Source organism: Neobacillus sp. 114 (assembly GCF_030127045.1).
Taxonomy (GTDB): Bacteria; Bacillota; Bacilli; order Bacillales; family Cytobacillaceae; genus Neobacillus; species Neobacillus rhizophilus.
In genome coordinates this window covers 4,544,459-4,569,251 of the sequence record NZ_CP126144.1, presented here as the reverse complement: position 1 = coordinate 4,569,251, position 24,793 = coordinate 4,544,459, and the positions used below count along the sequence as shown (strand labels likewise).

29 protein-coding genes are annotated in these 24,793 nt (G+C 40.4%); 26 read left to right on the top strand and 3 right to left on the bottom strand.

The features are described from left to right. Window positions 1-10: 10 nt before the first annotated feature. From QNN06_RS22250 to QNN06_RS22190, 13 genes are all read left to right on the top strand, one after another. Window positions 11-859 carry a DegV family protein gene (locus QNN06_RS22250; RefSeq protein ID WP_213120440.1) on the top strand — a complete coding sequence of 283 codons (849 nt, stop codon included), beginning with the start codon at window positions 11-13 and terminating at the stop codon, window positions 857-859. An 88-nt stretch (window positions 860-947) separates the two neighbouring features. Next, window positions 948-1,598: an HD domain-containing protein gene (locus QNN06_RS22245; RefSeq protein WP_213120441.1), complete on the top strand. Its 651-nt coding sequence runs from the start codon at window positions 948-950 to the stop codon at window positions 1,596-1,598. After that, complete coding sequence (locus QNN06_RS22240) at window positions 1,595-3,487, top strand: ABC-F family ATP-binding cassette domain-containing protein (protein WP_284035968.1); 1,893 nt, start codon at window positions 1,595-1,597, stop codon at window positions 3,485-3,487. Before QNN06_RS22245 ends, QNN06_RS22240 begins: the two co-directional genes overlap by 4 nt. Window positions 3,488-3,755: 268 nt before the next feature. Next, on the top strand, window positions 3,756-4,892 hold the full coding sequence (locus tag QNN06_RS22235; RefSeq protein ID WP_284035967.1) for a conserved virulence factor C family protein: 1,137 nt from the start codon (window positions 3,756-3,758) through the stop codon (window positions 4,890-4,892). A gap of 36 nt (window positions 4,893-4,928) precedes the next feature. Continuing rightward, entirely contained in the window at window positions 4,929-5,363 is a 435-nt protein-coding gene (locus QNN06_RS22230; RefSeq protein ID WP_284035966.1) for a BrxA/BrxB family bacilliredoxin, read from the top strand. Between the two features lie 68 nt (window positions 5,364-5,431). Beyond that, window positions 5,432-6,205, top strand: a complete 774-nt coding sequence (locus tag QNN06_RS22225) for a class I SAM-dependent methyltransferase (protein ID WP_217033477.1) — start codon at window positions 5,432-5,434, stop codon at window positions 6,203-6,205. 83 nt (window positions 6,206-6,288) lie between these two features. After that, window positions 6,289-6,876: a YpjP family protein gene (locus QNN06_RS22220; RefSeq protein WP_217033476.1), complete on the top strand. Its 588-nt coding sequence runs from the start codon at window positions 6,289-6,291 to the stop codon at window positions 6,874-6,876. Window positions 6,877-6,962: 86 nt separating this feature from the next. Then, window positions 6,963-7,544 (top strand): TerD family protein, encoded by a 582-nt coding sequence (locus QNN06_RS22215; RefSeq protein ID WP_217033474.1) that lies wholly within the window; start codon window positions 6,963-6,965, stop codon window positions 7,542-7,544. A gap of 80 nt (window positions 7,545-7,624) precedes the next feature. Beyond that, a complete protein-coding gene (locus tag QNN06_RS22210) occupies window positions 7,625-8,398 on the top strand; it encodes a TerC family protein (protein ID WP_213120448.1) in 774 nt (257 codons plus the stop codon). Window positions 8,399-8,475: 77 nt separating this feature from the next. After that, window positions 8,476-9,672 (top strand): HpcH/HpaI aldolase/citrate lyase family protein, encoded by a 1,197-nt coding sequence (locus QNN06_RS22205; RefSeq protein ID WP_284035965.1) that lies wholly within the window; start codon window positions 8,476-8,478, stop codon window positions 9,670-9,672. After that, window positions 9,614-10,978, top strand: coding sequence for a phosphoribosyltransferase family protein (locus QNN06_RS22200; RefSeq protein WP_284035964.1), 1,365 nt, complete (start codon window positions 9,614-9,616; stop codon window positions 10,976-10,978). Before QNN06_RS22205 ends, QNN06_RS22200 begins: the two co-directional genes overlap by 59 nt. After that, on the top strand, window positions 10,959-12,080 hold the full coding sequence (locus QNN06_RS22195; RefSeq protein WP_284035963.1) for a cysteine protease StiP family protein: 1,122 nt from the start codon (window positions 10,959-10,961) through the stop codon (window positions 12,078-12,080). Before QNN06_RS22200 ends, QNN06_RS22195 begins: the two co-directional genes overlap by 20 nt. After that, a complete protein-coding gene (locus tag QNN06_RS22190) occupies window positions 12,077-12,871 on the top strand; it encodes an HAD family hydrolase (RefSeq protein WP_284035962.1) in 795 nt (264 codons plus the stop codon). Before QNN06_RS22195 ends, QNN06_RS22190 begins: the two co-directional genes overlap by 4 nt. Here QNN06_RS22190 and QNN06_RS22185 read toward each other — a convergent pair. Beyond that, the gene (locus QNN06_RS22185) at window positions 12,868-13,116 is read right to left on the bottom strand and encodes a hypothetical protein (protein ID WP_213120453.1); all 249 of its coding nucleotides are present in this window, start codon (window positions 13,114-13,116) and stop codon (window positions 12,868-12,870) included. The genes QNN06_RS22190 and QNN06_RS22185 overlap by 4 nt on opposite strands. A 216-nt stretch (window positions 13,117-13,332) precedes the next feature. On the opposite strand from QNN06_RS22185, the gene QNN06_RS22180 reads away from it, so the two are divergent. The 7 genes from QNN06_RS22180 to QNN06_RS22150 all read left to right on the top strand — a co-directional run bounded on the left by QNN06_RS22180 (window position 13,333) and on the right by QNN06_RS22150 (window position 19,489). Then, a complete protein-coding gene (locus QNN06_RS22180; RefSeq protein WP_284035961.1) occupies window positions 13,333-14,970 on the top strand; it encodes a YceG family protein in 1,638 nt (545 codons plus the stop codon). A gap of 3 nt (window positions 14,971-14,973) precedes the next feature. Further along, window positions 14,974-16,080 carry a toxic anion resistance protein gene (locus QNN06_RS22175; protein WP_284035960.1) on the top strand — a complete coding sequence of 369 codons (1,107 nt, stop codon included), beginning with the start codon at window positions 14,974-14,976 and terminating at the stop codon, window positions 16,078-16,080. 21 nt (window positions 16,081-16,101) lie between these two features. Beyond that, entirely contained in the window at window positions 16,102-16,716 is a 615-nt protein-coding gene (locus QNN06_RS22170) for a TerD family protein (protein WP_284035959.1), read from the top strand. A gap of 31 nt (window positions 16,717-16,747) precedes the next feature. Next, the gene (locus QNN06_RS22165; RefSeq protein ID WP_284035958.1) at window positions 16,748-17,326 is read left to right on the top strand and encodes a TerD family protein; all 579 of its coding nucleotides are present in this window, start codon (window positions 16,748-16,750) and stop codon (window positions 17,324-17,326) included. 123 nt (window positions 17,327-17,449) lie between these two features. Continuing rightward, window positions 17,450-18,145: an anthrax toxin lethal factor-related metalloendopeptidase gene (locus tag QNN06_RS22160; protein ID WP_284035957.1), complete on the top strand. Its 696-nt coding sequence runs from the start codon at window positions 17,450-17,452 to the stop codon at window positions 18,143-18,145. 61 nt (window positions 18,146-18,206) lie between these two features. Further along, window positions 18,207-19,001, top strand: a complete 795-nt coding sequence (locus tag QNN06_RS22155; RefSeq protein WP_284035956.1) for a thymidylate synthase — start codon at window positions 18,207-18,209, stop codon at window positions 18,999-19,001. After that, complete coding sequence (locus QNN06_RS22150) at window positions 18,998-19,489, top strand: dihydrofolate reductase (RefSeq protein ID WP_213120460.1); 492 nt, start codon at window positions 18,998-19,000, stop codon at window positions 19,487-19,489. The genes QNN06_RS22155 and QNN06_RS22150 overlap by 4 nt, the downstream gene beginning before the upstream one ends. A 33-nt stretch (window positions 19,490-19,522) precedes the next feature. Here the strand turns inward: QNN06_RS22150 and QNN06_RS22145 are convergent, their stop codons facing one another. Next, on the bottom strand, window positions 19,523-19,756 hold the full coding sequence (locus tag QNN06_RS22145) for a hypothetical protein (RefSeq protein ID WP_213145111.1): 234 nt from the start codon (window positions 19,754-19,756) through the stop codon (window positions 19,523-19,525). Between the two features lie 319 nt (window positions 19,757-20,075). On the opposite strand from QNN06_RS22145, the gene tatA reads away from it, so the two are divergent. Together tatA and tatC are read left to right on the top strand one after the other, a co-directional pair. Further along, a complete protein-coding gene (gene tatA, locus QNN06_RS22140) occupies window positions 20,076-20,270 on the top strand; it encodes a twin-arginine translocase TatA/TatE family subunit (RefSeq protein WP_213120462.1) in 195 nt (64 codons plus the stop codon). Between the two features lie 109 nt (window positions 20,271-20,379). Then, the gene (gene tatC, locus QNN06_RS22135) at window positions 20,380-21,114 is read left to right on the top strand and encodes a twin-arginine translocase subunit TatC (protein WP_213120463.1); all 735 of its coding nucleotides are present in this window, start codon (window positions 20,380-20,382) and stop codon (window positions 21,112-21,114) included. Between the two features lie 48 nt (window positions 21,115-21,162). Here the strand turns inward: tatC and QNN06_RS22130 are convergent, their stop codons facing one another. Further along, the gene (locus QNN06_RS22130; protein WP_284035955.1) at window positions 21,163-21,510 is read right to left on the bottom strand and encodes a helix-turn-helix domain-containing protein; all 348 of its coding nucleotides are present in this window, start codon (window positions 21,508-21,510) and stop codon (window positions 21,163-21,165) included. A gap of 239 nt (window positions 21,511-21,749) precedes the next feature. Between QNN06_RS22130 and tapA the strand changes: the two genes are divergently transcribed. The 4 genes from tapA (at window position 21,750) to QNN06_RS22110 (ending at window position 24,723) form a co-directional block, all read left to right on the top strand. Beyond that, window positions 21,750-22,547, top strand: a complete 798-nt coding sequence (gene tapA / locus QNN06_RS22125; protein WP_284035954.1) for an amyloid fiber anchoring/assembly protein TapA — start codon at window positions 21,750-21,752, stop codon at window positions 22,545-22,547. 140 nt (window positions 22,548-22,687) lie between these two features. After that, window positions 22,688-23,251, top strand: a complete 564-nt coding sequence (sipW, locus tag QNN06_RS22120; RefSeq protein ID WP_284035953.1) for a signal peptidase I SipW — start codon at window positions 22,688-22,690, stop codon at window positions 23,249-23,251. Between the two features lie 86 nt (window positions 23,252-23,337). Further along, complete coding sequence (locus QNN06_RS22115; protein ID WP_284035952.1) at window positions 23,338-24,024, top strand: TasA family protein; 687 nt, start codon at window positions 23,338-23,340, stop codon at window positions 24,022-24,024. Window positions 24,025-24,147: 123 nt separating this feature from the next. Continuing rightward, a complete protein-coding gene (locus tag QNN06_RS22110) occupies window positions 24,148-24,723 on the top strand; it encodes a TasA family protein (RefSeq protein WP_284035951.1) in 576 nt (191 codons plus the stop codon). Window positions 24,724-24,793: the final 70 nt, after the last annotated feature.

Genomic DNA, 24,793 nt, shown 5'->3' with positions numbered 1-24,793 from the left:
GGAGATGACCGTGGTTAAAACGGCATGGGTGACTGATAGCACTGCTTATTTAGATGAAGAATTAAAAAAACATCCTGATATATATAGTGTTCCATTGTCCGTTATTCTTGACGGAGAGGTATTTGCAGATGGGATTGACTTGACTTCACATGAATTGTTTGAGAGGTTAAAGCACCTTAAAAGCCCTCCAAAGACATCCCAGCCTTCAGTGGGGGCTTTTCAGGAAGTGTTCGAAAGGCTTTCTAAAGATTATGATCAAATTGTCGCTGTCCATCTTTCCGGGAAGCTGAGCGGTACAGTTTCTTCCAGTGAGCAGGCCGCAAAGCTGGTGGATATCTCAGTAACAATTTTTGATTCAAACATTCTTACTCTGCCAATGTCGGCATTGATGAAAAAAGGAATGGAATTATTGGCGGAAGGTCATAATCTGGAACACGTCATCAAACAAATGGAAGAGATTAGAGATACAAACGAGACATACGTATTGGTTGGAAGTCTCGAGCAGCTTCATCGCGGCGGCAGAATGTCGGGCGTGCAATTCTTTTTAGGGAGCATGTTAAATGTAAAGCCTGTGATTTCATTCGATAACGGAGCTTTATATGTGAAGGAAAAAGTCCGCAGCGAAAAAAAGGCCAAGGATAAAATTCTCGAATATTTTAAACAGGCTTATGAAAAGCATCGCTTTAAAGAAGTGTATTTATTGTATGGTCTGCATAAAGACCATACAATTGATTGGCGGCAGGAAATTCAAACACGGTATCCGGAACTGAATGTGCTTGATGCACCATTAGGGGCCGTCATCGGTGTCCATGCAGGGGAAAATACACTCGGCATCAGCTGGTTTAATGGATTAAAATAAAAAAGATAACCTCGCTTTTTCGGGGTTATTTTTTCTTGTTTGGCTGATATTCGTGTTAAAATAGCAAGGATAAAGGCAGGTGCTAAATTTGATAGACAAAATTATAGAGCAGACGGAAGAATTTGTCCGCAATCAATTAGGTGAGGATTCAACCGGTCATGACTGGTTCCATGTGGACCGTGTCAGACGGAATGCCATACATATTAGCAAAGCAGAACAGCAGGGCGACCCATTTATCATAGAAATGGCTGCCCTGCTTCATGATATTCCTGATGAAAAGCTGAATTACAGCGCAGAAGCAGGGAGACAGAAACTTGAGAGCTTTATGGAGACGATCCCCTTAAAAGAAGCTGAAAAAAATCACATTAGGGAGATTATTTTTTCTATTTCTTATAAAGGCGGTCATGGCAGCAAGCTTTCATCGGTGGAAGCAGAAATTGTTCAGGATGCAGATCGGCTGGATGCCATCGGCGCGATAGGCATTGCAAGAGCATTTGCTTACGGCGGCAAAAAAGGGCAGTCCATCTATGACCCCACTATCATGGTGAGGGAAACAATGAGCCAGGAAGAATATCGAAAAGGAAAATCAACGAGCATCCATCATTTCTATGAAAAATTATTAAAATTAAAAGATTTATTGAATACCGCGACGGCAATACAAATGGCGGAGCCAAGGCAGCTAATGATGCAATCGTTTTTAGAACAATTTTACCGTGAATGGAATGGTCAACAATCATGAAAATGCTGACAGTCGAAAATGTTTCAAAAACATACGGAGAAAAGCAATTATTTTCTAATATTTCGTTTACCATCGGCGAAAAAGAACGTGTCGGGCTGATTGGGGTAAATGGAACCGGAAAATCTTCATTGTTAAAAATCGTGGCAGGTTTGGATGTGCCTGATGAAGGAAAAATCATTTCCGGTAAAGATTATTCCATTGCTTACCTATCGCAGCAGCCTGATTTTGAGATGGACCGGACAATACTAGAACAAGTTTTTCACGGGGATGCGCCAATCCTTAAGCTGATGCGGGAATATGAAAATATACTTATGGAGCTAAATGCTGCACCAGATGATGTGAAACTTCAGGATGAACTTTTCCGTCTGCAGAAGCAGATGGATGCTTTGGACGCCTGGGATGCAAGCACAAATGCCAAGTCGGTCTTAACAAAATTGGGCATTGAAGATTTTACCCAAAGAGTTGGCAGTTTGTCCGGGGGCCAGAAGAAACGGGTTGCGTTAGCACAGGTATTAATCGCTGAACCCGATTTGCTTATTTTGGATGAACCGACAAACCACCTTGATTTTGATAGCGTTAAGTGGCTTGAGGATTACTTGAGCCGATATAGGGGCTCCATCCTCCTCGTCACCCATGACCGCTACTTTTTGGATCGGGTTACCAATAGGATGTTTGAGCTTGATGGCGGCAATTTATACAGCTATAAAGGCAATTATGCCGCTTTTCTGGAGGCAAAAGCGATCCGCGAGGAAAATGAGGCGGCCACATTTGAAAAAAGAAAGAACCTGTTCAGAAGAGAACTGGAATGGATCCGGCGCGGGGCAAAAGCGAGGACGACGAAACAAAAGGCGCGGATTCAGCGTTTTGAAGAGCTTGACGAAAAGCTCTCAAGCGGAAAGTCGTCAGGTGAAAAGCTTGATATTTCTTTGAATGGCAGCCGCTTAGGTAAGCAGGTATTTGAACTAAAAGATGCATCCAAGCGGTATGGTGCAAAGGCAATCCTTAACCACTTTGATTTGCTTGTCAAACCGGGGGATAGAATTGGCATAATCGGTAGGAACGGAACTGGTAAATCGACATTATTAAATATCCTTGCTAAGCGCATCCCTCTTGATGAGGGAGAGTTCAATATGGGTGCTACTGTGAAAATCGCCTACTATACCCAGGAAAGCGAGGATATGGACGAAAATAAGCGGATGATTGAATATATCAAGGAAACAGCGCAAATCGTTGAGACATCAGACGGGAAGACGATTTCTGCGGCACAAATGCTCGAGCGCTTTTTATTTCCTCCATATACGCATGGGACGCCAATTCGCAAGCTATCGGGCGGTGAGAAACGCCGTTTGTATTTATTGAAAATCCTGATGACAGCACCGAATGTTTTGCTGCTTGATGAGCCGACCAACGATCTTGATACTCAGACATTGACGGTTTTGGAAGACTACCTTGAGGAGTTTCCAGGTGTGGTGATTACTGTTTCCCACGACCGTTATTTTCTTGATAAAGTTTCCGAACAGCTTTTAGTTTTACAAGGCGAAGGGCAGATTGATTTCTTTTTCGGGAATTATACGGAGTATTTGGAAAAGGAAACGGTTGCTAAGGAAGTTATGAAACCGGCATCCACTTCCACTCCAGCTTCAAAAGCCCCTGAAAAGGAAAAAAAGAAGAGAATGACCTTTAAAGAGAAAAAAGAGTGGGAAGAAATTGATGAAATTATTTCCAAAACTGAAGCGAGGCTTGAAGAAGTTGCGACCGAAATGGCGGGAGCGGGCAGCGATTTTTCAAAATTGCAGGATTTAATGAAAAAGGAAACTGAGCTAAACGAAAAATTGGAGTATTTAATCGAAAGATGGTCATATTTGGCCGAGTTAGCTGAAAATGAGTGAGGGTGCGCCGCGGGGCGTGCTCTTTTTTTGCTGCTCGGAAATATATCTACAAAAATTAATTGGATATCTACAATTTTTTGAGGGATATCTACAATTTTAAAAATATATCTACAAAAATTAAGAAGGAATATACAAATTTTTAATGAATATCTACAATTACCTTGAAAATGGAAAATTAGAACCAACCATTTATTAGGCATCTTACATGAATATACTCCTTCCATTATGTTAAACTTGTTAAAGAAAACATATGAATAAGGTGAGTATGTTGAAAATTAAGTCAATTGAACCGACGCCAAGTCCAAATACGATGAAAATCCTTCTTGACCATGAGCTTCCAATGGGCAAGAGCCATAATTATAAAAAGGAAACAGCGCTGGATGCACCACCTGTTATTCAAGCCGTCCTGCAAATAGAGGGCATTAAGGGCGTATATCATGTGGCCGATTTCCTTGCTGTTGAACGCAACGCTAAATATGACTGGAAGGAACTTCTACCAAAGGTCCGCCAGGCATTCGGTGAAGATACTGACCAAATCGCAAACACTGCAAAAGCAATTAACGACCATTTTGGTGAAATCAAAGTGGAAGTGCAAATGTTCAAAGGGATTCCGCTTCAGGTTAAGCTGACAGATGGCATTTCTGAAAAAAGGTTCGGAATGCCGGACTACTTTTTAAAAGCGCGGGAAAATGCCCAGCTTCCGGAGGATAATTATATATTGCTGAGGAAATGGGATAATCAAGGAGTTAGGTATGGTGAAATGGACCAGGTTGGGCCCGAGGTTGTCGACGAACTAATAGCGGCTTATCCCGTGCTGCGCCTTGAAGAACTCGTCCAAAAAGCGCAAGCTGCAGAAACTCAATCGGAGCAAAAAACAAAGCCGAAGCGCAGTAAAGTGACTGCTGACGACATGAGTAACCCTGATTGGCAGGTCCGCTACCAGCTGCTTGAGCAAATGGATGATCCGGATTTAGAGGATTTGCCAATGCTTGAAAAGGCACTCTCTGATGAAAAGCCGTCCATCCGCAGACTTGCCACTGTTTATCTTGGAATGATTAAGGACCAAGCGGTATTGCCGCTGTTATACCGCGCTTTAAAGGATAAAACCGTAACCGTCCGAAGAACAGCAGGCGATTGCTTATCGGACCTCGGCTTCCCCAAAGCGCAGGACGAAATGCTTGAAGCCTTGAAAGACCCGAGCAAATTGATCCGCTGGCGTGCAGCGATGTTCCTTTACGAGGTTGGGGATGAAAAGGCGCTTTCAGCTCTAAAGGCTGCTGAGAATGACCCTGAATTCGAGGTAAGCATGCAAATCAAGATGGCAATTGAGCGAATCGAGGGTGGGGTAGAAGCAAAAGGCTCCGTTTGGAAGCAAATGACGGAAGCAAGGAAAACAGAAGAGTAAATGGGTTCATACTAAAATTTATGGAGGTTGTAAACTATGTCAAATGCTTATGAAGAATATATGAGACAAATGGTCATGCCAATGCGTCAGGAGTTAACAAACGCTGGTTTTGCGGAACTGACAACGGCAGAGGACGTTGAAAAATTTATGGAAAACCTATCAGGCACGAAACTTGTTGTTGTGAACTCCGTTTGCGGATGCGCAGCCGGTTTAGCCCGCCCGGCGGTTACCCAGGCGGTTTTAAACAGCGAGAAAAAACCGGATCATCTCGTCACCGTTTTTGCTGGCCAAGATAAAGAAGCAACAGCGAAAATGCGCGAGTATTTCGAAGGGATTGAACCGTCATCACCATCAATGGCGTTATTAAAGGATAATAAAGTAGTCCATTTTATCCCGCGCCATGATATCGAAGGAATGCCGATGGAAACTGTAATGCAAAATATATTAGAAGCATTAGAAGCTCATTGCTAAAAAAACTTTAAGAGGACGTGCGAAAGCCGTCCTCTTTTACTACTAAATACACAATAGGATGGAATACCATGTTTATTACCACTTCAGGCAGAGCGAATCAGCAAAAGAAAGAAGAAGCCATCCAGATTTCAAAGCTCTTGGATGCACGCTATATCCCCCGCAGGAAAAAATCCATTAGCCAATTACAAAAGGAAGCAAACAGCGATTGTCTCGTAGTAGGCAAAGACCGTCTGGAATTACATAAGGCAGAATTTGCTGAGCCTTTTTTCTTTCACCCAAACTCAGCGATGTTCCGAATCAAACGTCTCCTAAGAGGAGAGCATGACCCTTTTGCCGATGCTGCCAAACTGGAAAAAGGGATGAACGTTTTAGATTGCACTCTTGGACTGGCCGGAGATGCAATAGTCGCAAGCCTTCTCGTCGGAAGTGAGGGAAAAGTCACAGGACTAGAAGGGCAGAAATTTTTGGCCTACGTTGTGAAGGCGGGTCTCCAATCGTGGGATTCCGGCATCCTTGAAATGAACCAAGCAATGAAAAGAATAACAGTCATCAATTCCATTGCCTATGACTATTTAAAGCTGCAGGCAGAAGCCTCCGTCGATTGTGTCTATTTTGACCCAATGTTTGAAGAAAGCATTAAAGAGTCTGAGGGAATTAAGGCTTTAGGGCAATTTGCCATTTATGAAGAGCTGGGAATGGAAACAATTAATGAGGCGGTACGAGTGGCAAAACATCGCGTTGTCTTAAAGGACCATTACAAAAGCTCGAGATTTGAAAAATACGGATTTCAGGTAATTAAAAGACAAACCGCAAAATTTCATTATGGTTTTATTGAAAAATAATTCTGCTTTTCTATTTCTGGAAAAAAGCAGTATACTTATTTATAGAGATTACATATTTTTTACAGGATAAAGGTGAACCGAGGATGAATAAATGGATTCGTAAATCACTTTTTGTTTTCATATCGATTTTAACTTTCGGGCTCGTCACACCTGCGCAGTTAATGAACGCTGTCAATGCCGAGTCGCCAAAAGATCAGGATGTTTTCGAAATACCAGCGGGAGAGGATGGGTATTCTCAAGGATATTTCGAAGAAACAAAGTTTAATAGAGAGCGCTTTATACGAGAAATGATACTGCAGGCAGAAACCCAATCCTATCAAAAATTCGGGCAAAAAATTAAGCCGGTCATCGAAAATGAATTCCGCGACCTAATTTTGCCGAACATGGAAGCGGCGATTGAACAAACAGCTCTGCAATTTCCAGAGGAAGACCTAAAGAATCTTGTAATAACTGAGGAACCTGGTGCAGGATACTCCGAAAAGATTTTTCATATAAAAAACAGCCAAACAGGGAAAGATATTTTACGATTCCATGTAAGAAGGGATTTGCCGCCGCAGTCCGGGTACTGGTTCAATTTTCACTATCATACTTTCAAGGATAATTTCCAAACCCATCATAACCTTGGAGCTATCTATTGGGCTAAAAACACACCCCCAAAATGGATGAATTAATATGTGAAAAATTTTTATTGTAAAATTGAAACCTTTTTAAAGGAACACTCGTAAATAAACTATCACCCAATTAGGAGGAAAGAAAAATGGCAATCAGTTTATCAAAAGGTCAAAAAGTTGATTTAACAAAAACAAATCCCGGTTTATCAAAAGTTGTTGTTGGACTTGGATGGGACACCAATAAATATGATGGCGGTAATGACTTTGATTTGGATTCTTCTGTGTTTCTATTAGGCGAAAACGGAAAAGTCACAACCGAATCAGATTTTGTTTTTTACAATAATCCGCAAGGTGCGGGTGGTGCAGTCGTACATACTGGGGATAACCGGACCGGTGCAGGTGATGGCGATGATGAACAAGTAAACATTAATTTATCGGCTATTCCAGCCAACATCCAACGGATTGCCTTTACGATTACAATCCATGATGCAGGAAGCCGTAACCAGAACTTTGGACAGGTTTCAAATTCATATGCACGGATTTTCAACGAAGAAAACGGCCAAGAATTAATCCGCTATGATTTGGGCGAAGATTTCTCTATCGAAACAGCGATTGTTGTTGGAGAATTGTATCGTCATAACGGCGAGTGGAAATTCAGTGCTATCGGCAGCGGCTACCAAGGCGGGTTAGCAGCACTGGCAACTGATTTTGGCCTGCAGGTTGGTTAATTCATTAGAGAAAACAGAGACCCGGCGCTCGCTGGGTCTTTTTAACAAAAAATAGCGAACATCCAGGGGGAATTTTTTTAATGGCAGTATTGCAAGGAATTATAGACACGTATGCCCAATTCTTTAATTGGGAAATGTGGGGAGAAGTTTTAACAGACCCGGTAGCATGGGGACTTATTGGTACATTAGTGATTCTTGAAGGTCTGCTTTCAGCAGATAATGCCCTCGTTTTAGCTGTAATGGTAAAGCATCTTCCGCCTGAAAAGCGCAAAAAGGCCCTTTTCTATGGATTGCTGGGTGCTTATGCGTTCCGCTTTATTGCGATTGGAATTGGCGTGTACTTAATCAAATTCTGGTGGGTAAAAGTGTTAGGTGCAGGGTATCTTGCCTGGCTGTCGATAAAATACTTCATGGATAAGAGAAGAGCTGCTGAAGCAGAGGATGAAGAGGCACATGGCATGAACCAAAGCGGCCTGCTCATTCGTCTTTTCGGAACCTTCTGGGGAACCGTTGTTGCAGTTGAGTTAATGGACATTGCCTTCTCTGTTGACAGTGTTCTTGCCGCTTTTGGTGTCAGCGGTGAAGTATGGGTTCTTTTATTGGGCGGAATACTAGGGGTGTTAATGATGCGAGGCGTTGCCGGAGTATTCTTATCATTAATTGACCGGATTCCTGAGCTTGAAACTACCGCTTATATTCTAATCCTTCTAATATCTATAAAAATGCTTCTATCAGTCTTCCATATTGATGTAGGGCATGTCACCTTCTTTATCATCTTGCTAATAACGTTTGCCGCTACATTTGTGGTTCATTTTATGAACAAAAAGAAGGAAAATAGCACAGAAAATCATTAATAATAAATTTCGCATGAAAGAAAGGGAGCTGACGTGAGTTGTCTCCCTTATTTTTTACGATAAAGAGGAGTAAAAAAATGCGTTTTTTTACATATTTTTACGAAGATGAATTGATGCGGTATTTCTACAAAAGGCCTGAGGAATTTAATAAATATTCGGGTCGTGAGCTATTGTCCTATGGTCTGGGAGCAACCTTATACATGCCGGCGGACCGTACGAATTTTCATCAGGAAATCCTGTCAAAAAAGCTTTCCGGTTTAACATCTGTGGTTATTGATCTCGAAGATGCTGTCGGTGATAGCAGGGTTTTTGGGGCAGAGAGTCTGCTGGTTGATGAACTGCAAAAATTATTCCGGGCACTGAAGGAAGGGTTTATAAGCATCGAGGAGCTGCCATTGATGTTTGTGCGAGTTCGAAATCTAAAACAGCTGCAAACGGTTAAAGAGCGGCTGGAAGATGCTGTACATCTATTAACTGGTGTTGTTCTTCCGAAATTTTCTTCGGAAAATGGGGCAGAGCTGTTACATGCTGTCTTGAAAATCCATACCAATGAACATCCTTTTTATGCGATGCCGATTCTCGAAACGGGCAGGGTTATACATAAGGAAACAAGAATAGAAGAGTTGGTAAGAATTAAACGAATAGTTGATCGATACAAGGAAATAGTTTTAAATATCCGTATCGGTGCAACTGACTTCTGCGGGCTGTACGGGATTCGCCGCAGTCCGGATACAACGGTTTACGATATTGCGATTTTAAGAGATTGCATATCAGATATCATTAATATTTTCGGGCGCATTGACGGTTCATATGTTGTTTCCGGTCCAGTTTGGGAGTATTTTTCTGCTAAAAACAGAATGCTAAAACCGCAGCTAAGGCAAACTCCATTCCGTGAGCGTTATGGTGATGAGGGGCTTCATTGGCGAAGGCGGTTAATCGAAGAAAATCTCGATGGACTGATGAGAGAAACCCTAATGGACATTGCCAACGGAATATCCGGAAAAACGGTGATTCATCCGTCACACATAAAAATTGTCCAATCCCTAAATGTTGTCCCATATGAGGAATATGTTGATGCATCAAATATAATCAAAGCGGCTACAGGGGAAATAGGTGTCATGAAAAGCGATTTTGCCAATAAAATGAATGAAATAAAGCCCCATCACTACTGGGCAGAAAAAATAATGTTAAAATCACGGCTTTACGGGGTGTTACATGAAGAATTCACAAACATTGACCTTATCAAAAAAGAGGTATACATTTCCCATTCTTAATGCGATTGAGGTTACTATTAACATTACGGAAAATCCCTATGAGCTGCCGCCCGAAGAGCTCTTTACAATGGCAGCACGAATAAATAAGAAGCGGTCGTTTTTGTTTGTCAGTAAGGTGCTTGGCAAGCATATTCCTGTTAAACCAAAAAGAAGTCTATTAACAGCAGCCTTGTTAGGCACCCGGTTCATGGAGGTCGTGAAAGGATTAGACTGTGTGGAAAAGGATCAAATGCTAAGAGCTTTTCTTCAGAATGAGGATTATATTCCCGCTCCATTTATCTCTGAAGCTATCAATCCTGTAATAATTGGTTTTGCCGAAACAGCGACCGCCCTTGGGCACGCTTTCTTTGATTGCTTTAAGGAAGCGGATTTCTTTCATACCACCAGGGAGGAAATCGATGGTCTGAATCCGGACATTACTTTTGAAGAAGAGCATTCCCATGCCACCTCGCATCGATGCTATGTTCCTCTTGATATGATGGAAAATGATCGGGAAATTATCTTGGTCGATGATGAAATAACAACAGGGAAAACGGCACTTAATATTATTCGCTCCATACATGCCCGCTTTCCAAGGAAACAGTATACCGTGGTATCCATCCTGGATTGGCGCTCATCCGAAAACAGCCGGGATTTTGCCCGCCTAGAAAAGGAACTTGGTATTATCATTCAGGTGATAAGTCTGTTAACTGGAGAGGTGTCGGTAACGCAATTCAAGGAGATTACACAAGGGACCGATGATGGGATGGATTCAAAGTATGAAGAGATGTCTGTTGAAAAAATAACACTATCTTCTCATTTTTGCAAAACTCCTTATCTTACAAGTAATGCCCTCTATTTGAAGGAAACAGGCCGTTTTGGCTTAGTGGCGGTAGAAAATCGCTTGCTCCAACAAAAAGCAGAAGAAGCAGCGGAAATTTTAAAGGAATTCAGAACCGGAGAGAAAACACTTTGCCTTGGAACAGGGGAATTCATGTATGTGCCGATGCGAATTTCCGCTTTCATGGGGAGCGGTATTTCCTATCAGTCAACAACTAGAAGCCCCGTACATATTGAAAATCAGGATGGTTACGGAGCCACATTCGGATTGACTTTTCCTAACCCGGAGGATCATGATATTCCTCATTTTGTCTATAATATCCCCCCTGGCTATTACGATGAAGTATTTGTTTTTTTTGAAAGAGAAATAGACTCTGAGAGTCTTCTTCCATTTCTAAAGGAATTGCAAAAGACGCAAATTCCATCGGTAAAGCTAGTTTTTTTCTCTGAGGCTGGAGGTGATGGTCATGTTTCAAGCAAAAAATAAACCTGCCGAGATGGGCACTTACAGTCCGGAAGATTGTTTATTTCTGTTAAAGGATTTAAGTGAAATTAAGCTTGAGGACTCAACAGAAAACAGGGAGTTGAAGATTCAAACAGGGGGCCATTACAGTGAATCTCTGCCGATTGAGTACCAGCCGAACATAGACTATGTAGAGCTGTTTTGGCATACGTTACACGAATATAAACAAAAGGTTGCCTTATGCATTGGTGTTGCCGCTGAGCAAATTTTTTCATTAAAAGGAAAAAATACAGTGCTGGTTTCTTTGGCCAGGGCGGGAACGCCTGTCGGCATATTAATAAAAAGATATATCCAAAAACGCTATAATGTGTCACTGCCACATTACAGTATTTCTATCATTCGCGACCGGGGCATTGATGAAAATGCAATTGCCTATATTTTGGGTGAACATCCCGAAGGAAGGATTCAATTTGTCGACGGCTGGACAGGAAAGGGAGCTATTTCGTTGGAGTTGACAAAGGCATGCCGTCAATATGAAGAAAAATATGGAATCCAGCTTGATGATACGCTTGCGGTCCTTGCTGATCCCGGCCATTGCACGAGCGTTTTTGGGACGAGAGAAGATTTTCTTATTCCCAGTGCTTGTTTAAATTCAACCGTATCGGGGCTGGTAAGTCGGACGGTGTTAAATAATACCTATATCGGAAAAAATGATTTTCATGGTGCCAAATTTTACAAAGAGTTGATGGATGCTGACGTGTCCAACACCTTTATTGACATTATTGCCGGTGAGTTTGCCGGAATTTTGGAGCAAGCAAGCGGTATTGCAGTACAACGGTTAAATGAGAATATTACGGCTGAATTTCTCGGGATGCAGGCTGTCCAAAAAATTCAAGCTGAATTTGGGATTGAAAATACCCATCATATTAAACCCGGCGTAGGAGAGACCACCAGGGTGCTGTTAAGAAGAGTTCCTTGGAGAATAATAATGCGCGACAAAACAAGTCCATTTGTTAAGCATATCCTGATGCTCGCTAAAGAAAAGGGAGTCGAGGTTATCGAGTATCCGGATATTCATTATCTTTGCTGCGGCATTATAAAATCTGTTAAGGGGAACAAGCCATGATATTTGCATCTGACCTAGACCGGACGATTATCTACTCCACAAGGGCGGTTGAAGAACTAGGCGGTCCAAACATAACAGACTTAATGCCGGTTGAACGAAGGGACGGGATGTGGATGGCCTACATGACGGAACCTTCGTATCAGGCACTTACTGAACTTTCGCGTTCAAGCCTTTTTGTACCCGTGACAACTAGGACAACAGAACAATTTAAGCGTTTTATTATCTTTGATGAAAACATTCACCTTCCTTATGTAATTACGACAAATGGTGCTGTTATCATGTATAAGGGTAAGCCACTTCCAGAATGGTCCGACCATATTTCTAAGGCGGTAGATGAAGAGTCTACCGCGCCAGAGGAATTACGTTCTATTATAAGAAGAGAAGGGATTGAGCTAAACGGGCGGTTAAAGCAGGTGGGAAACCTATTTTTCTACTATATTCTAGATTGTTTCCCAACCATCGATGAAATAGCAAAGTTAAGGGCATTGGCCGCCCAGCTTGGATGGAGAATTTCCCTGCAGGGGAGAAAGCTTTATTGTTTACCAAGTGCGATTAGAAAAGGTGCGGCCCTGGAATTTATTTGCCACCGAGAACAGAAGAAAGCGATTGCAGGAGCAGGCGACTCCATCCTTGATTTGGATTTCCTTGATATCTGCCAGCACCGCCTTGTTCCAGGGCATGGTGAACTGGGGAAAATGTCCGATACCAAGGGTCTTACCTTTACAAATCAAACAGGGGTTCAAGCCGGTGAGGAAATTTTGCAGATATTTTTAAAACTACTTAAAGGTTAGTTCTTATCCCCATCCGAAAGCCTGCTGATTATGAAATAAACACTGGAAAATAATCCGTAGGATCCAGCCAAGAACAAAATGGAGATGACAAGGGATTGGAACACTGGTCCTAGGAGGAGCGTAAAAATTAAACTGAATACAAATAAATCAAGATATATAAAAAGGTCTGAGGCCATGACCTCCATTACAGTTTCCAGTTCCTCCTGCAGCATGTTTATATGCGGCCGTTTAAATAAAGATCTCATGAAGTCACCTACTTTAGTGTGAGTATTCAAATATATGTAGGGACAAGGATAAAGGTGAAAACGCAAGATTTGTTCCAATTACGAAACATTTATTGACTTCATTCGTATAAACAAATGAACCATTTTGCTAACTGTGTTATGATGATAATGATGAGGGAATCTTACATAATTTGCTAACGAAGAATAAAAGCTTTTGCTTCAAAGGAAGGGACTACGATGCATCCACCTTTAAATCATTTAAATCCCCGGCCTTTAGCCCTTTCATATGAAAATTGGTTCGGCATGCTCCAAAAGATTCTGCCCGAGCGGCCCAATTTTTCAATCGGGAATGGGACCATTCAAATCGGCCAAGTTGTCGGGATTTTCCTTGGAATACCATTTGACACAGATGAATATTATAATCAGCTTTTCGAATACGTCCATACGCCAGATTTAAATCTACACTTATTAAGTGACGATTCTCTCGATAAATCCATTAACAATGCCCACTTCCAATCCATCCAAAAGGTGATTAACATTAATCAGGAACAAAAGCTGTCGATTAACCGTTTCACCGCTTTTTTGGAGGGGGAACAGCTGTTATTAAAATCAAAAGACCCGGTCATTCATCGGAAATTGCGGGAAGCAATGATTTCCACCCTTGAATTATTTGACTCCATTGAAAGGGAAGGAATCAAAAATCCGGACCTGAGGCGTGTTCTCGTTGATATCGTAAAATGGACCATCAATCATCTTCAGCCGGCACTCAAAGCAGCAGACCCCCAAAGGGAAATGCCGAGGTTTTTATGGTATGGCGATTACAAAAAGAGTCATCAGTATTTTCTATTTTATTTAATCCAGCTTGGCTGTGACATTATCTTTTTCCATCCGGAAGGCAAGAATGCTTTAGAAGGGCTGCTTAAGGAGTCCGTTTTTACTCATCAATTTGAGCAAAACCTTCCGGCCGAGCCCTTTCCTACTGAAAAGCGGACCCGTAAAGCAACCGTTGCTTACCGGGCCTCCAAAGAAATTGAAAACATTCTTAATCAGGAAGGGTCAGGTCTTTACAAGCCTTGGCAGCTAAGGGACTATACTCCTTCTTCAATCACGCTTCGAACTACTTATGATGAGCTATTTATTCTCAGTAAAGAAGCGGCGATGATTCGCCCTGATTTTGAAGTAAGGGATGGAAAAGTTCAGATTCCGTCACTCTTTGCCAAAATACAAGGTGTCAGCAAAAACAGAAAAGAATATTGGGACCGCCTTCATTCGTTAAGTCAATTGGAAAATACGCTGCTTATCCGCAGGCTCCCAATGACCATCCCTAGCTCCAGTGATTTTCGGTTCCATTATCGAAACGCGCTCGGCAATGATGGTCTGGTCGTTCCGGAAAAGATGATGCAGGCTCACTACTGGCCTTATTCCTTTTTGCCGGCAGGGCTGCAAAAAGGAATTGCGGCAGCGGTTAGAAAATTGTGCGAAAAGCCCGATCTAAAGCCTTTGGCAATGGAAGGCATAGAGGAAGTGAAAGTATTTCTCTTCACCCAGGCGATGTTTATGCCCAAGAACATTATTCAGTTAATCGAGAAATTTGATTACTCGCAGGAGGTCCCAAAATTAATCATTTTTAATAATGAAACAACAGGGATGCTGTCGCGGTCCGATGCGGTTTTGCTGCTGCTCTTGAATCAATTTGGAATTGATATCATCCTTTACAATCCAACTGGACATAATGACATTGAAAATTACCTTGATTCAATTAATTTCGATATCCACTGGCTTGATGATATGGAATTTGACTTGGAATATAAAGAACCGTCTTTATTTAAAAAAGGCCTTTTTCATGGTATTTTAAAAAATTTAAGGGGAGATTAAAGCATGAATTTAACACCAAATCCATCCAGTGATGTAACCCCTCAGCCTGCTGAGGAAATGCTGACGGAAAAAAAGGTCTCAGACATTAAGCTTGCCCTCCGCAAGGAACCGGAAATCCAAAACCTTGCCCGTTCGATTGATGAGCGTGACCAAATTCAGGTACTTGAATTTGGAAAAGAACCCGCCGTGCAAATTTCCAGGTTTTCTGACCAAATCTTAAGCAACATGCGGACAACTAAAGTTGAGGATTCCGGCGAACTGTTAAAGCAGCTTGGACGCATTATGGATAAATTCGATCCGAAGGATTTTCAAAAGTCCTCCGGCGGCTTATTCTCTAAGCTTTTTAAAAAGGGCGAAAAAATGGTCGAAAAGCTGTTTGGCAAATATCAGACGATGGGCTCGGAAATTGACAAGGTGTATGTGGAAATATCCAAGTACCGTTCGGAAATGGTCGATTCCACCAACATGCTTGAATCCATGTACGAGCAAAACTACCAATATTATTTGACGCTTGAGAAATATGTGGTTGCCGGTGAATTAAAGGTTGAGGATTTGAAAAATAATCAGCTGCCACAGCTCGAGGCCCGTGCTGCTTCCGGTGATCAGCTCGCTTCCATGCAGCTGGATTCAATGAGAAATGCCATCGAATTATTGGAGCAGCGGATTTACGATTTGGAAATGGCGAAAATGGTTGCCCTGCAAACGGCGCCGCAAATCCGTATGTTGCAGCGCGGGAATACGAAATTAATTGGAAAAATCAATTCTGCTTTTGTAACCACCATTCCGATTTTTAAAAATGGCTTAATTCAGGCTGTTGCCGCGAAACGCCAAAAACTTGTGGCTGATTCGATGAGCGAGCTTGACAGGCGCACCAATGAGATGCTGCTTAGAAACGCCCAGAATATTTCCCAGCAAAGTGCCGATATTGCAAGACTTGCAGGCGGGCCAAGCATTAAAATCGAAACGATTGAAGAATCTTGGAATATCATTCTCAAAGGCCTGCAGGAAACAAAGGCTATTGAAGAGGAAAATAAACGCCTGCGCCAGGAAGGCACAAGACGATTGGAGCAGCTGCAGGATAATTTTAAGAAAATAAAACAGCAATACTAAAATTTTGATGAGGTGATAGACATGGCAATTAATTTACAAAAAGGACAAAGAGTTGACTTAACAAAAGGCAACCCAGGTTTGACTAGAATTTTGGTAGGCTTGGGCTGGGATCCAGTTCAAAGCAGCGGCGGAGGAGGCGGCTTCTTCGGTTCTTTGTTTGGGGGCGGGGGTGCACCGAATGTTGATTGTGACGCTTCCGTTATCATGCTAGGTGCAAATGATCGCCTGCAAAATAACAAAGATGTTATTTATTTTGGAAATTTAAAGAGTGCAGACGGGTCCGTCCAACACTCCGGCGACAATTTGACCGGCGATGGGGACGGCGATGACGAGCAAATCATGATTGATTTAAGCAGAGTGCCGTCCAATATCGAGAAGCTTGTTTTCGTAGTAAATATTTATGATTGTGTGAAGCGGAAGCAGCACTTTGGGATGATTCGCAATGCCTTTATTAGAGTGGTGAACCCTGGCAATCATCAAGAATTAATTCATTATAATTTGACTGATGACTACAGCGGCAGAACTTGCCTCGTAACAGGTGAAATCTACCGTCATGGCAACGAATGGAAATTTGCCGCCATCGGCAACGCCACCAACGCTGCTTCTTTAAGTGAAGTTGTTCGTTCCTATAGCTAATTTATTTTTATTTGGTTGATGAGGTGATAATATGGGAATTAATTTGGCAAAAGGTCAAAGAATCGATTTAACGAAAACGAATCCTGGTTTAACGAAGGCTATTATCGGCCTCGGCTGGGACACGAACCGCTACTCTGGCGGCCACGATTTTGACTTGGATGCATCGGCATTCTTAACGGATGCAAATAGCCGGGTCACAAATGATATGGATTTTGTCTTTTATAATAATTTAACCGATCCGTCTGGGGCGGTTGAGCACACAGGCGACAACCGAACCGGTGAAGGCGATGGCGATGATGAGCAAATTAAGATTGATTTCAGCAAGGTACCTGCCCACGTCCATCGCATTGCGATTACTGTAACGATTCATGATGCTGAAGTGCGAAATCAAAATTTTGGTCAAGTAACCAACGCCTTTGCCCGTGTTGTCGATGAAGATACAGGCCGTGAAATCCTAAGATTCGATCTTGGTGAAGACTTTTCCGTTGAAACCGCAGTCGTCATCTGCGAGCTGTATCGCCATAATGGCGATTGGAAATTCAATGCCGTAGGCAGCGGCTTTGCAGGCGGACTCGCTTCACTTTGCCGTAATTTCGGGCTGCAGGTATAGTATGAAAGGAAGCCGCCAGGGAATGTCCTGGCGGCTATTTTTTTCCTTCTTGAAATGTACAAATTTTTAAACCTATTTCCATGCTATAATCTTATTAAAATACTTGCTAGATGAGGGATGAACATGCGTAAATGGGTTATGTTTATTTTGATTGTCACCTTGTCCCTAGTTTCTGTAACGACATCAAAAGCATCGATTAATGGCATGCGGATCAGTGATTTCCCAAAAAACTCTCAGCTCTATGAATCTATTAAAATATCTCCTAATAATGTTAACCAAATTATTATTTTACCGCCGCAGCCTTTTGACGAAAAAGAGGCTGCTAAAATAATAAACCGGGTGAGCTTATTACCTAAACCCTTATTAAATAAAATATATCAAAATGATATTACCTTAAAACTTTTTACCGGAAAGCTTACCGATAATCCAACTGCAAGACAGTTGAAAGGGAAAATCCCACGGGGCTATCCGGCGAATACCACTTGGGATGATGTACCTGGCAGCGGCGGCGGGAAGGTCGTTTTAGTCAAAATAGGTGCCAGCGATAAAGGCATAGGACATGGCTCCATCAACCTGGAATTACACGAAATGGCACACTCCATTGACCATATCGTTCTAAATAATGTAAGCCAAACAAAGGAATTTAAAACACTAATGGAAAACGAGCACGAGAAATTGTTCCCGGGCAAAAGCTACTTTGAATACCCTGAGGAATATTTTGCTGAAGCATTTTCAATGTATTTTTTAAATTCTGAATCTAAAGAAAAGTTAAAATTAAAAGCTCCGGAAACATACTATTTCTTCAAAAACCTTTTTTAACCGCCTGCTCATTTTATGGTAAAATGAAAAAATATGAACAGCGATTAGGGGAGTGTCCAATTTGAAACAATATCTAGAACTATGCAAGCATGTGCTTGAGCATGGAACAGTTAAAGGCGACCGCACAGGCACCGGAACCATCAGCACATTCGGATATCAAATGAGATTTAATTTAGAGGAAGGCTTTCCTCTTATGACAACCAAAAAGCTTCATCTAAAATCGATTATTTATGAGCTTTTATGGTTTTTAAACGGTGATACAAATGTTAAATACCTTCAGGATAACGGAGTGAGAATCTGGAATGAATGGGCCGATGAGGACGGCGAGCTTGGTCCAGTTTACGGGCATCAGTGGCGTTCCTGGACAGGTGCTGACGGCCAAACGGTTGACCAAATTAGCGAGTTAATCGAGCAAATCAAAACAAATCCTAATTCCCGAAGATTGCTTGTCAATGCCTGGAACGTGGCAGAAATTAACAAAATGGCTTTGCCGCCGTGCCATTGCATGTTTCAATTTTATGTGGCCGATGGAAAATTGTCCTGCCAGCTTTACCAGCGCTCAGCAGACGTGTTCCTAGGAGTGCCATTTAATATTGCTTCCTATGCCATGCTGACACTGATGATTGCCCAGGTTTGCGGCTTAAAGCCAGGTGAGTTTGTCCATACCTTTGGGGATGTTCATATCTACCAAAACCATCTGGAGCAAGTAAAACTGCAGTTGGAAAGAGACCCGAGACCATTGCCGCAATTAATAATCAATCCTGAGGTTAAGGATATTTTTTCCTTTCAATATGAGGACTTTACGTTAGAGAACTATGACCCGCATCCGCATATCAAAGGAGTTGTCAGCGTATGATTTCCTTTATCGTCGCAATGGACAAAAACCGGGTCATCGGCAAAAATAATCAGCTGCCCTGGCACCTGCCGGAGGATTTAAAATTCTTCAAACGGGTAACTATGGGGCATCCGATTGCAATGGGGCGTAAGACACATGAATCAATCGGCCGCGTCCTTCCAGGAAGGGAGAACATCATTATAACCAGGCAAAAGGAATATCGATCTGAGGAATGTACCGTCTTTACCTCCGTTGATGAATTCGTAGGCTACAGCAGGGAGCAAAACGACGAAATTTTTGTCATCGGCGGGGCAGAAATTTTTAAAGAGACGTTTCCTTTTGCCAATCGTCTCTACATTACCTTTATTAACGAAGAATTTGCCGGGGACACGTTTTTTCCGGAATTTAACCACAATGACTGGGTACTTGTTTCCTCCGAAAAAGGTATAAAGGACGAAAAAAATCCCTACGATTATGAATTTAGAATTTATGACCGAAGAGTGGTTTAAAAAACAAAAAAGCATCAGCTGCGGCTGATGCTTTTAATATCCGTTTAATTCATACTCTGAAAGTTTTGCTAACATTCCCCGGAATTCGTGTGGATGGCAGAATTCTTCCTCATGGAAATGTGCCTTAATCCAAGCAATTAATTCTTTTGGACTGTTAAAATATTCACCGCTCCGATCACTTTTCCGAATGGTATACCTTCCATTGTCATCGTCAATAGTTACCTCGACAGGAAGGGCTCCGTCAAAACTGAAAAGAGAAAATTCCATCCCACTCACATCCTTTTTGAGAAGATAAATTTTCTAAAATATTTATTCTAATGTTCCAATTATATGCAAAAAACAATAAATTGTCAAAATATTTTAAAAATTAAATCTAAAAAAAGAACATTGACTTCAACTGTGGTTATTGTTAAATTTTTTATAGAGTTGATATGCCTAGAAAATATAATGCTAAGAATCACAGAAATGTAATTTTTATTGGATATTGTGAATTTACTATGAATTATTGTAAATAATTATCTCAAAATGATTAAACAATACTATAATCATCTTAAGAAGTTACTTTAAATCAAAGGGGCTGTTAAATATGTTTTCAAATATTGGAGTACCTGGCTTAATTCTAATTTTAGTTCTTGCACTCATTATTTTTGGACCGAAAAAGCTACCTGAAATTGGTCGTGCATTTGGGCAAACATTAAAAGAATTTAAGAAATCCACACGAGAGCTTACTGAAGATGTAATGGAAGACATTAAGGAAGAAAAGGAAAAATTGAGCAAATAAGGTGTAAGATTTTGTGTCTTGCACCTTTTTCTTCTCAGTTTTAAAACTATTTTAACGAGAGAAAACTGGTTAATTAAGAACTACCATTGAAAATTGGCAGGGGAAACACATGGAAGATAAAGAACTACAGTTAGTCGATCATTTAGAAGAATTACGAAAACGGATTATCATTTCAGCACTAGCTTTTGTGGTCTTTTTTATTATCGGCTTTATTTACGTGGAAGATATTTATAAATGGTTTGTTGGCAGCACAAAGCTCCTGGTACTCGGACCAAGTGATATTATGTGGATTTATTTTATGCTCGCCGGAGTAGTAGCGATTGCAGGGACCATTCCGGTTTTGGCGCTGCAAATATGGCTGTTTGTCAAGCCTGCGTTGAAACCGATTGAAAGAAAAATTACGTTGTCATATGTTCCGGCTTTGTTTATTTTATTTGTTGCCGGTCTTGCTTTTGGATACTTTGCTATCTTTCCTATGGTTCTTCAGTTTTTAGTCAATATCGGTCAGGAAATGTTTGTTACCAATTTTACTGCTGATCGTTATTTCAGCTTTATTTTGAATATGACTTTGCCGTTCGGAGTGCTTTTTGAACTGCCGGTCGTGGTCATGTTTTTAACCTCGCTTGGTATTATTAATCCTTTTGTGCTGGCAAAGGTCCGCAAATATGCTTATTTTGTATTAATCATTATTGCGGTTGTCATCACACCACCGGATTTTATGTCTGATTTCGTCGTGACATTGCCGCTGTTACTTCTGTATGAAGTCAGCATTAATTTATCAAAATTTGTATATCGCAAAAAGCTAAAGAAAGAACAGCAAGAAGAATTGGTGGAAGTGAATTAATCAAGAAAAAATGCCTGTACTCCTGAGATAAGGAGTACAGGCATTTTTTTACTTATTTTGTTCTCTCATCCATTCTTGAAACTTCAAGAAATTTAAATACTCCTTGAAATCCTGCTTTTCAAGGCCATTCTCAATTGCTTGCTGAATCAATGATTTCCATTCTTTATCTAATTTAAATTCTATGTATTCTAACTCATGTTGATAACCTAATAAATATTCTATGCTTGTTTCTAGTGGAAGCGCTATCTTTTGTATTAACTGGAGAGAGGGATTAGTTTGCATACCGCGTTCCAACAAGCTTAAATATGATTTTGATACATCAGCAAGTCTAGCCAGCTCAGTTAGCGAATACCCTTTCTCCTCCCGTAACTGTTTAATTTTTTCCCCAATCATCATCCTCAACTCCTAATTAATTGCGTAAACAATTCCTGATATATTCATTATAAAGAACATAATGTTTTTTAGAAAATAGTAAAAAAGTACGAAAACGGGAGAAAGCGCGAGAAAATTAGCTGAAAGTGTTCGTTATTAAGAAAAAACAGCTTTTTTTAGCAATTTTCACGTTCGTTATTTTGGGGTATACTAAATTTAGAAATTCGTTAATGAGAACAAATTAAAAAGGGAAGTTGATGAAAATGAGAAATAAAGTCACCAACTTCGTTCTGAAAATACTACAAAAGAAGCAAAATTCATTATATAGAACGAACGAGGGAGGGAGAATTATTCGATCTTTAAGAATTAGGAAATTTAAAAAGAGGGGCAAAGGACTACTAACCGCAACTAAGATTGTAGCTATCTGGTACATCTTGATTTTAACCGGTTCGTATATGACAAATGATACTGGAGCTTACTTTAATGATGTGAAAGTAATAAATAATTCTTTCCAGGCTGGAAAATGGGATGATACAGTTCCACCTGATAACGATGAATGGGATAAAAGTTCATTAAGTTTCGATGGGACCAAGGCTTGGGCAGGGGAATGTAATGTTTTTACTACTATTAAAAACACAGGGAATAGCGCGAATACGATATCCACATGGAGATTTTATTTATATAAGGTAACGGGTGGTGAAAAGCCAACAAGCGGTCATGTTGCCACTGGGGTAGTCCCTAAACTAAAGAGTGGAGAAGTAGGACAAATTTCAGCAACTGTAAAAGAAAACGGAATATATCGATTTGCGGTAAGAAGACCTCTTGGTCATCCTGGGAAAAATAGCCCTGATGAAAATGGCTATTCCTATATTTGGAGTGAAAATTTAATTAATGTCGTAAGCTGTACCAAAACCGAGCCAAATGTTAGCGAGGAAAAGTCTGTGCATCATCCAGAAAGCACAACCCCTACGGGAAATGAGGGGCAATCAGAGAATTCAGAGGAATCGACCCCTACACAGAAAGAAGATAGTCCAACATTAAATGAAGTTACTAAGGATTGAATTAGAAAATATAACAACTGAGCCTAATTCATTTAAAATCGTTACAGTAGATAAGAATGGTCATGGATCAATGGGGATTACGATAACGGTATCACTAGATAAGGTTGTAATCAATTAAAAAAGCAAATGGGGTGATCAAAGTGGCAAGCAAGATTTGGAAGATTACTAGTAATTTGATAACAGGAATTTTATTCCTTCTATTTATCTTCATGATTTTTGTAGTAGTTTCATCAAAAGCCTCAGGCGGGGAACCTAATTTCTTAGGTTACCAACTGAAAACAGTCCTTTCTGGTTCCATGGAGCCAACTTTTAAAACGGGGTCTATAATCGCCGTAAAGCCAGTTGAAAATGCTACAAATTTGAAAAAAGGTGACATCATTACCTTCAAAGAATCAGAAGGAATGTTAATCACACATAGAATTGTCGACGTTATCAAAAAGGAAAATCAAGTTATGTATGTAACAAAAGGTGATAACAACGAGGATAAAGACGCCAATGCAGTCGTATCCCAAAATGTTGTTGCAAAATATACCGGATTCACAATTCCATATGCTGGATACTTAATAGATTTTGCTAAATCAAAAAATGGAACTGCGCTGCTATTAATCTTACCTGGATTACTATTACTTGCATATTCTGGAATCACTATTTTTAGAGCTTTAAAAGAACTTGATAAAGGAAAAGACGTTGAAAAACCTGCTTAATGGTTGCACTCCTTATTAAAAATAAGGGTCCAATAAATCAATTTTACATACCCCATACAGAGGGTGGAAAAAGAGGAGGAAGAAAGATGAGTTTGAAAAAGAAGTTAGGGTTGGGAGCAGCAACAGCAGCACTAGGTTTATCACTAATTGGTGGAGGAACATTTGCTTACTTTAATGACACATCAACAATTCACAATGGTTTTCAATCAGGTACATTAGTATTAAATGTAACGAAGGCATGGAATTTCCCTCTTAATTTTGATTTGAAAGATGTTAAACCAGGTCAAAGTTGGGAAAGACAGTTTGTTTTAAAGAATGATGGTAGCTTGGATATTGGAAATACTTTCATGACTGTTACTAATGCAGGACCTGATAGTGCATTATTAGACACATTAAAAGTAAATTATTTTGTAGATGCGACACCACCAGTTGTTGATCCAGGTGCACCTGATGCTGGATATCTACTAATTAACTCTCAAGACGTTACATTAAGAGAAGCTTTGAATGGTGATTGGGCAGGGAAAATTAAACCACAATATATTACACCAGATGGAAAGCTAAATTTAACTCCACTTGGTTTAGCTCCAACAGCTGATAATAGATTCCGTATTCAAATTGTGTTCCCTGAAACAGGTGCCCCACAAAATGCATTACAAGGCTTGACAGCAAAAGTTGACTTCCACTTCGATGCTAGACAAACAAATGGTCAACACCAAGATCAGAATGGACCAAATAATGGTAATCTTGTAAATCCTGATGTTGAAAACCATTAAGGTTGAAATACTATATACAATGTAACAAGAAGGTGGGTTTATGCCCACCTTTTTGTTAAAAAACTAATAGTGAATCGAGGATCAACTATACTAATGAAAAGGTTATACTGGCAGTTTGTAATTTTGTTTGTATTAATTATTTCATTTCCCATCAACAATGTGTTTGCTGAAGAAAATATAAAGGAAATTGATATATCTACCAGCCCGCATAAAGTCTTTTTTGATATAAGTAATAGTAAACCTGGAGATACATTTACAAAAGTGTTAACAATCCGAAATGATGGGACAAAAGATTTTAGTTATCTTTTTACTAATCATTTTATAACAGGATCAGAAAAAATATATAATCAATTAATTCTAACAATTTCTGATAGTTCAGGTAAACTATACAGTGGTAAATTAAAAGACTATGAAAAACTAGGATCTAGAAATTTAAAAAGTAATTCTGAAGAAGCACTCACAATAAGTATTTACTTTCCATACGAACTTGGAAATGATTACCAAAAATTAAGCTGTGAATTTGAGTTTAAGTTTTATGTTGAAGGTACCTTAGGTGGTGTTTTACCCGTAAATGGCCCGAAGCTTCCTGAAACAAGTACAAATATGTTTAATTTTTTAGTTGCTGGAATATTACTAGTCTTAACTGGAGGAACTCTTCAATTTATTAAGCACCGCCGAAAGCAGGAAAAAACAATCTAAAAGACCTTGATTTTGGGAATATAGAATCAGGGTCTTTTGTTTTTTAACCTTCATTATAACTTTAGTAAAT